The following is a 15,418-nucleotide window of genomic DNA, read 5'->3' as shown; positions in this document are numbered from 1 at the left end:
GGTGGCGGCGGCCAGCGGGGGCCGCCCCCCCGGGGGTGGGTATTCATCACAACACCTCCGTGCGGAGCCGGTGTTGCACTCACCCCCTGAACCCGCGTCCCTGCAGACAGACGCGGCGCGGCTTGGCCCGTCTATCGCGAACTTATGGTCGCAGGTAAGCGTATTCCGCGGCCATAAGTTCGCGATAGACGCCGGGTGAACCGGCATACCGGACATACCGGCGCCGGTTGGCCGACGTGGTACCGCCGTGTTGTGGCCGGACCCGCACCGGGCGGAGGCCGCGCGGCGGGGTGCGGTCGCGGGCGCCCGCACGGCCCCGGTGGTGCGCCGGATCGGGGGCCGAGGTGGCGACGACACGTCGCTCGTGGCGCCCGAGCGCGGCCTCCGGGTGCCCCACCCCCGATGGGGTGGACTTTTGGGGGGCTATGCCCGTTTTGCGGGTGGCCTCGGCGGGCGCGGTGGCGACGAGGTGCACGAAAAGTCGACGTCAGGGGCGTTCTTTGTGCCATTCGGTGCGCCTCGTGCGCCCTCGCCGCCGCAGCGCGGCTGCGAGCCCACCGGGAACTCGGGCATCAGTGGGCAAAACACCCCCCGTTGTTTCGTATCGCGGAGTGACAATGTGAGGACAGCACCTCGGGGCGACACCGAGGCGGATGCCGCCGCACGTATGTGCATCTCGTGGCCCCGACCCGGCTGCCCGACCGCCGCCCCGCCCACCGCAGGCCCGGCCCCGCCGCCGCCGTCGCCGCCCCGCCGCACGCCCAACCGGCGGGCACCCGGCCCGTCAACCGCAGGCCCGGCCATCCGCCGACCTCGGCGCCGCTTTTCAGCCAAGACCACCCGCCACCCGGCAGACCACAAGGCCGCCCAGCAGACCCGACCCACCCCGCCGCACGTTCCACCGGCGACCGAGGCCCACCTTTCCCGCGCTGCTGTTCCTAGGCTTCCGTCGTGCCGGTGTCGGCGAGGATGCGCACCAGTCGGCGGCGCGCCGAGTCGACGTGCTCTTCGGCGGCCACGGCCAGGCACGCGGTGTCGCCGCGGCGCAGCAGCCCGGCGAGTTCGCGGTGTTCGCCGACGAGGATGCCGCGGTACTCGGCGTCGTCGCGGGCGATTCGGGTGAGTTGGAACAGGTAGACCTGCGAGCGCACCGCGTGCCAGGCGTCCAGGAGGCGCCGGTTGGCCGCCGCCTCGTACACGCGGTCGTGGAAATCCATGTCGAGGGCGAGCAGGGCGGGGCCGTCGGCGCCCTCGGCGAGACTGCGGGCCATCCCGTCGACCACGCCGTCCAGACCGGCAAGCGCGGAGGCGTCGATCCGCCCCGCCGCGGTTGCGAAGGCCAGCCGCTCCAGGGCGGCCCGCACGGTGTACACCTCGTCGACGTCCGCGGCGGAGAGTTCGATCACCCGGGTGCCGCGGTGCCAGACGCTCCGCACCAGCCCTTCCTGCTCCAGCCGGGCGAGGCCCTCGCGCACCGAACCGCGGCTGATCTCCAGGCTCGCGGCCAGTTCCACCTCCCGCAGCGGCGCGCCGGGCGCGAAGTAACCCGCGAAGACGGCGTCGCGCACGCGGTCCGCGGCCTCCTGGCCGAGGCTGCGACGCTGCGCCTTGCGCAACTCCCCTCCGGAATCGGACATGTTCGAATGTTGACATTCGGACACCACCGGGTCAACGATGGTCGCTGCACGCCCGGAGAACGCCGTTTCGCGCGGATGGAGGGACGGCACATGGCCGCGACCACCCACGATCAACGCATGCCCGCCCCATGAGCGACGAGCGGGCCCGCGGCGTCCTCGTCACCGGGGCTTCGGGCGGCATCGGCCGGGCGATCGCCCAGCGGTTCGCGTCCGGCGGTGATCGGGTGGCGGTGCACTACGCGTCACGCAAGGACGCGGCCGCGGCCACCCTGGAGTCCCTGGAGGGCTCGGGGCACGTGCTCGTCGAGGGCGATATCGCCGATCCGGACGCCGCGGCGACCGTCGTCGCGGCGGCCGTGGACGGACTCGGCGGCCTCGACGTGGTGGTGAACAACGCCGCGCACATCGCCCGCCACCCGCTGCCGGAGACCTCCTACGCCGACTGGCAGGCCGCGTGGCAGCGCGTCATCGGGGTGAACGTCTTCGGCGCGGCCAACGTCGCCTACTGCGCGGCGCGGCACATGATCGAGCACGGCAAGGCCGGGCGGATCGTCAACGTCGGCTCGCGCGGCGCCTACCGCGGCGAGCCCGGCATGCCGGCCTACGGGGCGAGCAAGGCGGCGCTGCACTCGCTGGGCCAGTCGCTGGCCGTGTCGTTGGGGCCTTACGGCATCGGCGTCGCTTCTGTGGCGCCCGGATTCACGGCCACGGAGCGGGTGGCGGACATGCTCTCCGACACCGTGCGCGAACAGAGCCCGTTGGGCCGGGTCGCCGAGCCGGGGGAGGTCGCCTCGGCGGTGGCCTACCTCGCCTCACCGGAGGCGGTATGGAGCTCGGGTGCGGTGTTGGACGTCAACGGCGCCTCCTACCTGCGGTAGGACCACTTCGATGGACATCTCTGCTATACCCGCGGATATCTGGGTAGGTCGACCGCACACGTCGAAACCGGCAGCCGCGCCACTCCTTTCAGCCCGAAGGGAGCAGTCGCTCCTCGCCGGTCCGCGGTCCATCCGTCCTGTCCGCCCACGTCATCAGGCGCCCGCCGGCCCGATCCGACAGGCGTCGCCGCCACCCCCGAACGCGCCGGGGACCGGTCTCGTCCCGTCCGCGAGACCGTTCCCCGGCGCTCCTCTGTAACGGCACCGCTCGACGGAACCGGACCCCGTTGCCGGTCACAGGCGCGGGTCTACCGTTTCGGACTCCAGGGCGAGGACTCCGAACACCGGCTGGTGGACGCGCCAGCGTGGTTCGCCGGCGGCGTGGCGCGCGAGGGACTCCAGGCCCAGTTTGTGTTCGTTGAGGGCCATGCGGTTCTTGCGGCCGAGCCGCCGGTCGCGCAGGGCCGTCAGGCGCTCGGGAGCCAGGTAGTCGGGACCGTAGACGATGCGCAGGTACTCCGGGCCGCGCACCTTGAGCCCCGGCTGGGCCAGGCCGCGGGCGTCGGCGGCCCGGGCGCCGTCCGCGGGTTTGACGACCATGCCCTCGCCGCCCGCGGACACCAGTTCGCGCCACCAGGCGGCCGCGGCGGCCGTGGCGTCGGGGTCGGTGGTGTCGACCACCCGATAGCGGGTGGTGAGCACCAGTGGGCAGTGTTCGGCCAGCTGCTCCGCCACGCTCATGTGCCACAGGTGGTCCGCTCCGGTGAACTCCCGCCCTTCGGCGGCCAGGATTGCGAACGGGGCGTAGCGCAACCCGGCCGTACCGTCGGTGGGCCAGGCGTGGTTCCGGTAAACCGCGCTGAACGCCTCGATGTCGCGCTCGCGGCGCTCGGTCCGCTCGGCCAGGTCGGCGACGTCCAGGCCGCGGTTTCCCGCGGCGGCGAGCGCGCGCCGGGCGGCGGGCAGGGCGGCGCGGGCGGCCGCGCCGACCGACGCGTACTGCGCGCGGATCAGCCCTTCGGCCTTGGCGGACCAGGGCAGCATCTCGCCGTCCAGGGCGATCCAGTCGGTGTCCAGCTTTTCCCACAGCCCGGCCGCGGTGATGCCCGCGCGCAGTTCAGCGAGCACGTCGGCCTCGGCCGCGGTCGGCGCGGGCGGCATGGTGGGCGGCAGGTACAGCAGCCACCGCGGGTCCACGGCGAAGCGGCTCATCGCCTCCAGTGCGGCGAGGGCGTTGTCGCGGGGCACGGCGACGTTGCCGAAACCGGTGCCGATGTGCCCGGCCGGGCCCTCGGGGAGAACGTCGCCGACGCCGATGTCCGCGGTCCCGCCGGCGTCACCGGCCTCGTTCGCGCCCGCGTGCTCGGGGGTGTCCTCGCCTTCGGCCGGAAACGGCCGGGCGGGCTCGAAGTGGGTGCGGTGCGCCGCGACGCCGACGAGCTCGCGCTCGGGGTAGCGCAGCGCGGTGAGCCGTCCACCGAAAACGCAGCCGGTGTCCAGGCAGATGGTGTTGTTGATCCACTCCGGCCGCGGCGTGGGCACGTGGCCGTAGACGACCGATGCCCGGCCGCGGTACTCCCGCGCCCAGGGGTGGCGGACGGGCAGGCCGAACTCGTCGGTCTCCCCGGTGGTCTCGCCATAGAGGGCGAAGGAGCGCACCCGGCCCGACGCCCGCCCCTGGTACTCCTCCTTCAGCCCGGCGTGGGCGACCACGAGCCCGCCGTCGTCGAGTACGTAGTGGCTGAGCAGGCCGTCGCAGAAACCGACGACGCGGTCGCGGAAGTCCTCCGGTTCGGCGCCGAGCTGCTCCAGGGACTCGGCGAGCCCGTGGCGTACCTGGACCTTGCGCCCCTTGAGCGCGCGCACCAGCTTGTCCTCGTGGTTGCCGCACACGCACAGCGCGTTCCCGGCACCGACCATGCCCATCGCCAGGCGCAGCACGCCGGGGGTGTCGGGGCCGCGGTCGACGAGGTCGCCGACGAACACGGCAGTGCGCCCGTCGGGGTGGTGGGCGCCAACGGCGCGTCCCCCGCCGTCGCGCTCCACGGCGTAGCCGAGCGTCCCCAGCAGCTCCTCCAGCTCGGCCCGGCACCCGTGCACGTCGCCGATGATGTCGAACGGGCCCCTCAGGTCGCGCTTGTCGCTCCAGCCGCGCTCGGTGGCCACGGTCGCCGCGTCGATCTCGGCGGCGCCGTCGAGGACGTAGACCCGGCGGAATCCCTCCTTGTTCAGCCGGGAGAGTCCGCGCCGCAGTTCGCGGCGCTGCCGGGAGACGACGTGCGCGCCGAAGTCGCGGTCGGGGCGGGCGGCGTTGCGCTCGCGGGCGAGCGACTCGGGGACGTCCAGCACGACGGCGGTGGGGATGACGTCGTGGTTCTTGGCGATGCGCACCAGCTCGGCGCGGGCGCGCTGCTGCACATTGGTGGCGTCGACGACGGTCAGCAGTCCGCGCCGCAGCCGGGTACCGACGATGTGGTGCAGCAGCTCGAACGCGTCGCCGGTGGCCGCCTGGTCGTTCTCGTCGTCGCTGACCAGGCCCCGGCAGGAGTCGGAGGAGATCACCTGAGTGGGCCGGAAGTTGTGCGCGGCGAAGGTGGACTTGCCGGAGCCGGAGACGCCGATGAGCACTACCAGGCCCATCTCGGGCACCGGCAGCACACGGCCCGCGGAGTCGGCCCCGCGGTCGTCGGCGGAATCGCCCCCGGCCGTGTCGGCCGCGGGCCCGGTCGGTTCGAAGGCGCTCACTTCGTGAAGACTCCCATCTGGGTGGATGCCCCGAACTCGGGGTCCTCGGGGCCGACGGGCAGGTGGCGCACCCGGTAGCCGTAGGTGTCGGCGACGGAGCCGGCCCAGGCGCGGAACTCGGCGCGAGTCCACTCGAAGCGGTGGTCGGTGTGTCGGAACGCGCCCTCGGGCAGCCATTCGTAGCGCCGGTTGTATTCGGCGTTGGGCGTGGTGACCACGACCGTGCGCGGCGCGGTGCGGCCGAACACCACCTCGGCGGCGACGGGCAGCCGCGCCGGGTCGATGTGTTCGACGACTTCCATCAGCACGGCGGCGTCGTAGCCGCGGAAGCGCGGGTCGCTGTAGAGCGCCGAGGCCGTGAAGAGGTCCAGCCGCCGCCGGTCGCGCTCGGGCAGGCGGTCGACGCGCAGCCGCCGGCGGGCCTGCTCCAGGGTGGCGGCGGAGACGTCGGCGCCCACGACGGCGGTGAAGCCGGGGTCGTCCAGCAGCCGCGCGAGCAGCTTGCCCGAACCGCAGCCGATGTCGAGCACCGAGCGCACGCCCTCGGCTTCGAGGACGGACAGCACCGCGCCCGCACGGCGGTCCGCCTGAGAGGGTTCGTGCTCGGCGGCCTCGGTGCCCGCCGGGGACGGTACCCCGGGCGGGGGCGGCTCCTCCTCGCCGGGGTCGGTGGCTACCGCCGCGTCGTCGGGCACGTCGGCCGAACGGTCGTCCAGCTCGCTCAGCCGCGCGACGGCCGTGCGCACCAGCCCCGCCTGGCGGGCGAGGTAGCGCCGGGTGATCCAGGTGCGTTCGGGATGGCCGGGCAGCCACCTCTCGCCTGCCCGCAGCAGCTTGTCGATCTCGTCCGGGCCGACCCAGTAGTGCTTTGCGCCGTCCAGCACCGGCAGCAGCACGTACAGGTGGCTCAGCGCGTCGGCCAGCCGGAGCTCGCCGGTGAGGGTGAGGCCGACATAGCGGGAGTCGCCCCAACCGGGCAGCCCGGGGTCGAGCTCCGCGGGCCGCGCGTCGACCTGCCAGCCCAGCGGCTCGAACAGGCGGTGGGCCCGATCGGGCCCGCCGGGACACGGGACGGCGGGCAGGCTCAGGGTCAGCGGCAGCGGCGCGGCCGCCAGCTCGGGCCGCGCCTTGCAGGTTCCCCGGAGCGCGCTGCGGAAGACGTCGCCCACCGCGACCGCGAACAGCGACGAAGCAGCGTAGGGGCGGTCGTTGACGTAGCGCGCCAGCGAGAAGTCCGCGGAGCCCGCCCCCGCCTTGCGGGTACGCAGCAGCTCCGCCGGTTCCACTTCCAGCAGCAGCGCTGCGGTGCAGCGTGCCGCCTCGGCCTCGGGGTAGAACACGTGGGCCGTGCCGTAGGACTGGGTGAACCGCTGGATGCGGTCGGGGTGCTTGTGCAGGAGGAAGCCGAGGTCGGTCGCCGGTTCGCGGGTGGTGGTGATCGTCAGCAGCACAAGTCCGAGTGTGGGGCACCCGGCCGCCCCGATTCGACACCTTTTTGCGGCCCTGTGGACGACCGGCGCCGGCCGATCCCCGCACCTGCTCCAGTGCCTCGGACGGCCCGGCGGCCGTCAGACCCCGTCGACCGATGCGGCCGCCGGCACGATCTCGGGGGCGCCGTGCTGGACCGCGTTGGCCTCGTTGTCGTTGTCCTGCTCCTGGGCGGAGCGCTCCACCTCGATGCGCTTGCGGTAGTAGGCGACCTCGCGGTCGATGTGCTCCTGGCTCCACCCCAGCGGTTCGGCCATCAGGTGCGCCGCCTCCTCCGCGACCGCGATGCCGCGGTCCCAGGTCTCGATGGAGATGCGGGTGCGCCGGGCGAGGACGTCGTTGAGGTGGCGCGCCCCCTCGTAGGCCGCGGCGTAGACGACCTCGGCGCGCAGGTAGTCGTCGGCGCCGGTCAGCGGCTCCTTGAGGTCGGGACGCTCCTTCATCAGCGCCAGCACCTCGTCGATCATGGTGCCGTAGCGGCGCAGCAGGTGGGTGATCCGGGCGCGGTGCAGGCCCGACTCGTGGGCGAGCTTGCGGCGCTGGTTCCACATCGCGGAGTAGCCTTCGGCGCCGGAGAGTGGCAGCCGGTGGGTCACCGACTGCGGGATGCGGCCGTCGAGACCGTGGGCGACGGCGTCCACGGCGTCCTTGGCCATCACCCGGTAGGTGGTGTACTTGCCGCCCGCGATCAGCACCAGCCCCGGCACCGGATGGGCCACGGTGTGCTCGCGCGACAGCTTGGAGCTCTCGTCGGACTCCCCGGTCAGCAACGGGCGCAGCCCCGCGTACACACCTTCGACGTCGTCCCTGGTCAGCGGGACACGGAGGACGGAGTTGACGTGGTCGAGAACGTAGTCGATGTCGCGCCGGCTCGCCGCCGGGTGCGCCTTGTCCAGGTTCCAGTCGGTGTCGGTGGTGCCGATGATCCAGTGCCGGCCCCACGGGATGACGAACAGCACGCTCTTCTCGGTGCGCAGGATCAGCCCCGACGACGCCTGGACCCGGTCGCGCGGCACCACCAGGTGGATGCCCTTCGACGGCCGCACGTGGATCTGGCCGCGTCCGCCGACCATCTCCTGGATGTCGTCGGTCCACACGCCGCCGGAGTTGACCACCTGCTTGGCGCGGATGTCGATCCGCTCCCCGGTCTCCAGGTCCTGGGCCTGCGCCCCGGTGACGTGCTCTCCTTCGCGCAGGAAGCCCACAGCCTGCACGCGCGAGGCGACGTGCGCGCCGTAGGTCGCGGCCGTACGCAGCACGGTGAGGACGTATCGGGCGTCGTCGACCTGAGCGTCCCAGTACTGCACCGCCCCCACCAGCGCGTCGCGGCGCAGGCCAGGGAAGACCCGCAAGGCGCTGCCGCGGGTGAGGTGGCGGTGGTGCGGCAGTCCCCGCGCGGTTCCCATGGACATCGCGAGCGTGTCGTAGAGGGTGACGCCGGCACCGATGTAAGGCCGCTCCCAGTGCTTGGTCAGCGGGTAGAGGAACGGCACCGGCCGCACCAGGTGCGGGGCGATCTGGTGCAGCAGCAGCCCGCGTTCGACCAGCGCCTCGCGGACCAGTTCGAAATCGAGCTGCTCCAGATAGCGCAGGCCGCCGTGGATGAGCTTGCTGGAGCGGCTGGAGGTCCCCGACGCGAAGTCGCGGGCCTCGATCAGCCCGACGGAGAGCCCGCGCGAGACGGCGTCCAGCGCGACACCGGCTCCGACGATGCCGCCGCCGACGACCAGGACGTCGAGTTCGCCGCTGCCCATCGCCGCCAGCGCCTCGGTTCGCTCCTCGGGCCCCATCCGCGCTGCTGTCATGTCAAGCCCTTCCTTGGGAGAGGTGCTGTGCCCGGGCGCGCCGCCCGGACGCCCCATCGGCCAGGCTAACCCGACACGCCCGGCGCAATCGGGTGGCACGCCTCGCGCACGGCCCACCCCGCTGACAGCGGTCGCCGCGCCCCGCCGGACCTACAGCGCCTCGTCGGCGGAGGTGGCGTAGTCGTCGGCGGCGGCCATCACGTCCTCGCCGTAACTGCGGGACTCGTTGTAGGAGAGGACCGCCTCCCACCAGCCGGTGTCGCTGGTGAGGACCCGGCTGTCGGCGCACAGGTAGCGCGCCGCGGCCAGTGCCGCGTCGTCGATGTCGTGCGGGTCCGCGCCGCGGGTGGAGTCGGCGTCGGCGCCCCAGTCCTGCCACGTCGTGGGGATGAACTGCATCGGGCCGACCGCGCGGTCCCAGCGGGTGTCGCCGTCGAGGGCGCCGCCGTCGGAGTCGGAGATCGCGGCGGTGTTGTCGGTGCCGTCGAGCGGGATGCCGATGATCCGCTCGGTGGTGCGTCCGTCGGAGCCGATCTCGCCGCCGTGGATCGTGCCGTGCCTCGACTCGATCTTGCCGATGCCCGCCAGCGTCGGCCACGAGACCAGGCAGTCGGGCTGCTCGGCCATCAGCACGAGCTGGGCGCGCGCGTAACCCTCCAGCGCCCGGCGCGGTACGCCGGTGGCCTCCGACACCGTGTCGAGCCACTGCGGGCTCGGGTCGGCGACGGCCGCTCCCGGGGCGGGCGAGCGCCGCTCGTCGGCTGTCGGCTCCGAACCCTCCGGCGACGCCGATTCGGGGACCGTGTCGATGCTGCCCCCGGCGCGGTCGGCGCCGGGCGGCAGCTCGGGCGGCCGGTCGGGCTGGAACGTCCCGGCTATCCCGGCGACGGCCGCGGCCAGCCCGAGGGTGGAAACGACCGCGGCCGCGGCCGCGGCGCCCCGCTTCCAGCGGCCCGGGTGGGGCGTACTACCGGATGAGGCGGGGGCCTCGGGATCGGTGACGGGGGGACCGCTCACGGACACCTCATTCACGTCTCGGACACGATCAGCCGGGGGAAGCGTGTCGGCTGGGCGCGGTCGGCGCCGACGTGATAGTGCACCCCATTCGGCGCGACCGAGTCAACAACCTACCCGTTTCAGCCGGTCAGCGGGGGGTGTATCGGCGATCTCGGCGCGCCCGCCGGGCCACCCGGCCACTCCGACGGCGGCCGCGGCCGAAGCGGCCGTGCCGTGCCGGGGACTGCGCTCACCGGTGCGGGTTGACCACGACCTCCACGCGCTGGAACTCCTTGAGGTCGCTGTAGCCGGAGGTCGCCATGGTGCGCCGCAGGGCCCCCATCAGGTTCATGGACCCGTCGCTGATGGAGGAGGGGCCGTGCAGGATCGACGACAGCGAGCCGATGGTGCCCACGTTCAGCCGCTCGCCGCGCGGAAGCTCGCCGTGGTGGGCCTCGCTCCCCCAGTGGAACCCGCCGCCGGGGGCTTCGGCGGCGCGCGCCAGCGGCGAACCGATCATCACGGCGTCGGAACCGCACGCCAGCGCCTTGGCGATGTCGCCGCTGCGGGTCATGCCGCCGTCGGCGATGACGTGCACATACCGGCCGCCCGACTCGTCGAGGTAGTCCCGGCGGGCCGCGGCCACGTCGCCGATCGCGCTGGCCATGGGCACCGCCACCCCCAGCACCGAGCGGGTGGTGTGGCCGGAGCCGCCGCCGAAGCCGACGAGCACGCCGGCGGCGCCGGTGCGCATCAGGTGCAGCGCAGCGGTGTAGGTGGCGCAGCCGCCCACGACCACGGGCACGTCCAGTTCGTAGATGAACTGCTTGAGGTTCAGCGGCTCCGCACGGCCCGAGACGTGCTCGGCGGAGACGGTGGTCCCGCGGATCACGAAGATGTCGACACCGGCGTCGATGACCGCCTTGTGGTACTGCGCGGTGTGCTGGGGCGAGAGGCGCGCGGCCGTGACCACACCGGCCTGGCGGATCTCCTCGATACGCCGGCCGATCAGCTCCTCCTTCACGGGCTCGGCGTAGATCTCCTGAAGCCGCTGCGTCGCGGCCTCGTCGTCGAGCTCGCGGATCTCGTCGAGCAGCGGCTGGGGGGACTCGTAGCGCGTCCACAGCCCTTCGAGGTCGAGCACGCCCAGCGCGCCCTGCCGACCCATGGCGATGACCGTCTCGGGCGAGGCGATGCTGTCCATCGGGCTGCCCATCAGCGGCGTGTCGAAGCGGTAGGCGTCGATCTGCCAGGTGATCGACACCTCCTCGGGGTCACGGGTGCGGCGGGCCGGCACGATCCCGATCTCCTCGAGTTCGTAGGCGCGGCGCCCGTTCTTGCCGAGCCCGATCTCCAGCTGAGCCAACGCTTCGATCCCCTCTCACGTGCTTCACCGGCACAGCCCGCCGGCGGTTACTGCCGCGGCGAGTTTACCGCCGCGCCGGCGCTCCACCCTGCGGCCGCCCCGCGCCGGGCACGGCCGACCGGCGCCCCGGCGCCTCCCGGCACGGCGGGACCCGCCCGACAGCCCGTCGGGATCAGCGGCGCCCGTGGTAGTTCGGGGCCTCGACGGTCATCTGGACGTCGTGCGGATGGCTTTCCTTCAGGCCGGCGGAAGTGACCTGCATGAGCTGCCCGTGCTCGCGCAGTTCGGCGACGGTTCCGGTGCCCGCGTACCACATCGACTGCCGGAGCCCCCCGATGAGCTGGTGAGCCACCGCCGCCAGCGGGCCGCGGTAGGGCACCTGCCCCTCGACGCCCTCCGGGATCAGCTTCTCCTCGGTGGCGACGTCGGCCTGGGAGTAGCGGTCCTTGGAGAAGGAGCGCCCGCGCATGGCGCCCAGCGAACCCATGCCCCGGTAGGTCTTGAACTGCTTGCCGTTGATGAAGACGAGCTCTCCGGGGCTCTCCTCGACGCCGGCGAGCAGGCTGCCCAGCATCACCGTGCCGGCGCCCGCGACGAGCGCCTTGGCGATGTCGCCGGAGAACTGCAGCCCGCCGTCGGCGATGACCGGCACCTGGGCGGGGCCGGCGGCCTTGGCCGCCTCCATCACCGCGGTGACCTGCGGCGCGCCGACTCCGGCGACCACCCGGGTGGTGCAGATGGATCCGGGCCCCACACCGACTTTCACGGCGTCGGCGCCGGCGTCGACGAGCGTCTGCGCACCGGCGCGGGTGGCGATGTTGCCGGCGACGATGTCGGCGGCGGAATTGGCCTTGAGCTTGGCGACCATCTCGGCGACGCCGGAAGAGTGCCCGTGGGCGGTGTCGACGACGATGAAGTCGGCGCCGGCGTCGACGAGCGCGCGCGCCCGCACCTCCGACTCGGCTCCGACGCCGACGGCGGCCCCGACGACCAGGCGGCCGTCGGCGTCCTTGGTGGCGTCGGGGAACTGCTCGCTCTTGATGAAGTCCTTGACGGTGATCAGCCCGCGGAGCCGGCCCTGGGAGTCGACCAGGGGCAGCTTCTCGACCTTGTTCTCGCGCAGCAGGCGGAACGCGTCGTCGCGGCTGACGCCGACCGGCGCGGTGATGAGCGGCATCGGCGTCATCACCTCGCGGACGGGCCGCCGGCGGTCCAGCTCGAAGCGCATGTCCCGGTTGGTCACGATGCCCAGCAGGCGGCTGTCGGCGTCGGTGACCGGGGCACCGGAGATGCGGTAGTGGGCACTGAGTTCCTCGACGTCGGCGAGGGTGTCGTCGGGTTTGCAGGTGACCGGGTCGGTGACCATTCCGGCCTCCGAGCGCTTCACCAGGTCGACCTGGGCCGCCTGGTCCTCGACGGAGAGGTTGCGGTGCAGCACCCCGGCGCCGCCCTGGCGGGCCATCGCCACCGCGGTGCGCGCCTCGGTGACCGTGTCCATGGCGGCCGACAGCAGCGGGATGCGCAGCCGGATGTTGCGCGACAGCATCGTCGTGGTGTCGACCTGCCCCGGCTGCAGGTCCGAGTAGGACGGGACCAGCAGGACGTCGTCGTAGGTGAGCCCCGGCGGCAGCACCTTGCCGCCGTCCCCCGTGAACAGCTGCGTCATATCTCTTCCCAACCACTCGCGCGTGTTGTTTCATCCTAGGTCCGCACAGGGGCGCGGTGGGCGGATGCGCCGACATCCCCGAGGCCGGTGGCGGGATTCACAGGCGCGCGGGAGGCCGGTCAGGCCCGGCGGGCTGCGCCGGCGAACGGGCTCGGCGGGAGCCGGTCAACCGCGCAGGAGCGCGAAGTTGACAGGTTGACAGCTTGACACTGTGGCACCGATACGCGGCGATCCTTGACAGTGTGCCGGGAAAGCGGAGCGGGTCGTCGGGGAGAACGGCGACGGGCCGACCGGGCGAGGCGGGCGCGCTCAGATGAGCCGGTTGGCCGCCGCGACCTTGCGCAGGCGGGCCAGAGCGCGGTGCTGGGCCACCCGCACCGCACCCGGCGACATGTTCAGCGCGTGCCCGGTCTCGTCGGCCGAGAGCCCGGCGATGACGCGCATCACCAGCAGGCGGCGCTGCTGTTCGGGCAGCTCGTCCAGCAGGGCCTTGGCGCGCTCGGTCTCGACCGTACGCACAACCGACTCCTCGGGCCCGGGGTCCTCGTCGGGGCGGTCGGGAACCGCGTCGGTCGGCAGGTCGGCGCGGGTGGAGCGGCGCAGCGCGTCGGCGACCTTGTGCGCGGCGATTCCGAAGACGAAGGCCGCGAACGGCCGCCCCTTGTCCTCGTAGCGGGGCAGCGCCGCGATCAGGGCGATGCAGACCTCCTGGGCGACGTCGTCGGAGTAGTGGACGTACCCGGAGACCCGGGAGAGCTTGGCCCGGCAGTAGCGGAGCACCATGGGGCGGACCTCGCGGATCAGCGAGTCCACCGCGCCGTCGTCCCCCTGCACCGCCAGCGAGGTCAGGTCGTTCAGTTCCGTCTCGTTCGCTCTGCGCGGGGCATCGCCTCGGCTCGCGAGCGCGCCCCCCGCTGCGCGTAGATCCGTCACGTATCGCATCATGCCCCGCTGTGCGGACTTACACCTCACGGAGCGCGGCTACAGAATGATCACGTTTGGGAGAAAAGCCCGGTAAGTGACGCGTGCCGCACTCCGAATCCCGGCCTGCAATGATAAAAGACCCCGCGCCCGCAGCGTGTGCGGACACGGGGTCCAGGCCGTCCGGCCGGGCGCGCGGGCGCGGTGCCGGGCGGGTGCCGGGGCCGGGAGGCGCCGACTCAGTGGCCGTGGCCGTGGCCCTGGCCGCCCTCGGAGTCCTCCTCCTCGGGCTTGTCGACGACCAGCGCCTCGGTCGTCAGCAGCATGCCCGCGATGGAGGCTGCGTTCTGCACCGCCGAGCGGGTGACCTTGACCGGGTCGAGGATGCCGGCCTCCATCAGGTCGCCGTAGGACTCGGTGGAGGCGTTGTAGCCCTGGCCGACCGGCAGCTCGGCGATCCGGTAGGTCACGACGTAGCCCTCGGCGCCGCCGTTCTCGGCGATCCAGCGGGCCGGCTCCACCAGGGACTCGCGCACGATCTTCACGCCGGTGGCCTCGTCGCCGGTCAGACCCAGGTCGTCGAGCTCCGCGGCCGCGTGGACCAGGGAGGCGCCGCCGCCGGCGACGATGCCCTCCTCGATCGCGGCGCGCGTGGCCGAGATCGCGTCCTCCAGGCGGTGCTTCTTCTCCTTGAGCTCCACCTCGGTGGCCGCGCCGACGCGCAGCACGGAGACGCCGCCGGCCAGCTTGGCCAGGCGCTCCTGCAGCTTCTCGCGGTCCCAGTCGGAGTCGCTGTTCTCGATCTCCTTGCGGATCTGGTTGACCCGGTCGTCGACCTCGCTCTGCTCGCCGCGGCCGTCGACGATCGTGGTGTCGTCCTTGGTGACGGTGATGCGGCGGGCGCTGCCCAACACGTCCAGGTCGGCGTTCTCCAGGGTCAGGCCGACCTCCTCGGCGATGACCTGGCCGCCGGTCAGGGTGGCGATGTCCTGCAGCATGGCCTTGCGGCGCTCGCCGAATCCGGGCGCCTTGACCGCGGCGACGTCGAGGGCGCCGCGGATCTTGTTCAGGACCAGCGCACCGAGGGCGTCGCCCTCGATGTCCTCGGCGATGATCAGCAGCGGCTTCTTGGTCTGGACGGCCTTCTCCAGCAGCGGCAGCAGCTCGTTGAGGCTGGAGATCTTGCCCTGGTTGATCAGGATGAGGGCGTCGTCGAGGACGACCTCCTGGCGCTCCTGGTCGGTGACGAAGTAGGGCGAGACGTAGCCCTTGTCGAACTGCATGCCCTCGGTGAAGTCGAGGTCGAGGCCCATGGTCGGGGCCTCCTCGACGGTGATGACACCGTCCTTGCCGACCTTGTCGAACGCCTCGGCGATCATGTCGCCGATCTGGGCGTCCTGGGCGGAGTTGGTGGCGACGTAGGCGATGTCCTCGCGCTCGCCGACCTCGCGGGCGCGCTCGACCAGGACGTCGGCGACCTTCTTCGCGGCGGTGTCGATGCCCTTCTTCAGCGACATCGGCGAAGCGCCGGCGGCCACGCTGCGCAGGCCCTCGCGGACCAGCGCCTGGGCCAGCACGGTGGCGGTGGTGGTGCCGTCGCCGGCCGCGTCGTTGGTCTTGGTGGCGACCTCCTTGACCAGCTGGGCGCCCAGGTTCTCGTAGGGGTCCTCCAGCTCGATCTCACGGGCGACGGTGACGCCGTCGTTCGTGATGGTCGGCGCACCGAACTTCTTGTCGATGACGACGTTGCGGCCGCGCGGGCCCAGCGTCACCTTCACGGAGTTCGCGAGGTGGTCGACGCCGCGCTCCAGGGCGCGCCGGGCGTCGTCCTCGAATTCCAGGATCTTGGGCATGGTGAGCTTCCTCTATCCGTACACGTACGGCGAACATGAGAACCGCCCCGCCCGGCAGCGTGC

At 72.7% G+C, this 15,418-nt stretch carries 10 protein-coding genes; 1 reads left to right on the top strand and 9 read right to left on the bottom strand.

All coding sequences use genetic code 11. The features are described 5' to 3' along the window. Positions 1-938: 938 nt before the first annotated feature. The gene (locus EKD16_RS02695; RefSeq protein ID WP_131096930.1) at positions 939-1,637 is read right to left on the bottom strand and encodes a GntR family transcriptional regulator; all 699 of its coding nucleotides are present in this window, start codon (positions 1,635-1,637) and stop codon (positions 939-941) included. 128 nt (positions 1,638-1,765) lie between these two features. Between EKD16_RS02695 and EKD16_RS02690 the strand changes: the two genes are divergently transcribed. After that, the gene (locus EKD16_RS02690) at positions 1,766-2,515 is read left to right on the top strand and encodes an SDR family NAD(P)-dependent oxidoreductase (protein ID WP_131096929.1); all 750 of its coding nucleotides are present in this window, start codon (positions 1,766-1,768) and stop codon (positions 2,513-2,515) included. Between the two features lie 294 nt (positions 2,516-2,809). Here the strand turns inward: EKD16_RS02690 and EKD16_RS02685 are convergent, their stop codons facing one another. The 8 genes from EKD16_RS02685 to groL form a co-directional block, all read right to left on the bottom strand. After that, on the bottom strand, positions 2,810-5,155 hold the full coding sequence (locus EKD16_RS02685; RefSeq protein ID WP_131101944.1) for a polynucleotide kinase-phosphatase: 2,346 nt from the start codon (positions 5,153-5,155) through the stop codon (positions 2,810-2,812). A gap of 101 nt (positions 5,156-5,256) precedes the next feature. Beyond that, complete coding sequence (locus tag EKD16_RS02680) at positions 5,257-6,711, bottom strand: 3' terminal RNA ribose 2'-O-methyltransferase Hen1 (protein ID WP_131096928.1); 1,455 nt, start codon at positions 6,709-6,711, stop codon at positions 5,257-5,259. A 117-nt stretch (positions 6,712-6,828) separates the two neighbouring features. After that, positions 6,829-8,553 (bottom strand): glycerol-3-phosphate dehydrogenase/oxidase, encoded by a 1,725-nt coding sequence (locus EKD16_RS02675; RefSeq protein WP_131096927.1) that lies wholly within the window; start codon positions 8,551-8,553, stop codon positions 6,829-6,831. A 150-nt stretch (positions 8,554-8,703) separates the two neighbouring features. Further along, entirely contained in the window at positions 8,704-9,570 is an 867-nt protein-coding gene (locus EKD16_RS02670; protein WP_131096926.1) for a lysozyme family protein, read from the bottom strand. Between the two features lie 229 nt (positions 9,571-9,799). Next, complete coding sequence (locus EKD16_RS02665; protein ID WP_131101942.1) at positions 9,800-10,906, bottom strand: GuaB3 family IMP dehydrogenase-related protein; 1,107 nt, start codon at positions 10,904-10,906, stop codon at positions 9,800-9,802. A 181-nt stretch (positions 10,907-11,087) separates the two neighbouring features. Continuing rightward, the gene (guaB, locus tag EKD16_RS02660) at positions 11,088-12,581 is read right to left on the bottom strand and encodes an IMP dehydrogenase (RefSeq protein WP_131096925.1); all 1,494 of its coding nucleotides are present in this window, start codon (positions 12,579-12,581) and stop codon (positions 11,088-11,090) included. Positions 12,582-12,890: 309 nt separating this feature from the next. After that, the gene (locus tag EKD16_RS02655; protein WP_131096924.1) at positions 12,891-13,514 is read right to left on the bottom strand and encodes a sigma-70 family RNA polymerase sigma factor; all 624 of its coding nucleotides are present in this window, start codon (positions 13,512-13,514) and stop codon (positions 12,891-12,893) included. Positions 13,515-13,741: 227 nt separating this feature from the next. After that, on the bottom strand, positions 13,742-15,355 hold the full coding sequence (gene groL / locus EKD16_RS02650) for a chaperonin GroEL (protein ID WP_131096923.1): 1,614 nt from the start codon (positions 15,353-15,355) through the stop codon (positions 13,742-13,744). Positions 15,356-15,418 lie beyond the last annotated feature (63 nt).

It is taken from the genome of Streptomonospora litoralis (assembly GCF_004323735.1).
In the GTDB taxonomy this organism is placed as follows: Bacteria; Actinomycetota; Actinomycetes; order Streptosporangiales; family Streptosporangiaceae; genus Streptomonospora; species Streptomonospora litoralis.
Note: the sequence above shows the minus strand (reverse complement) of the source record. Positions and strands in the feature narration are given on the sequence as shown.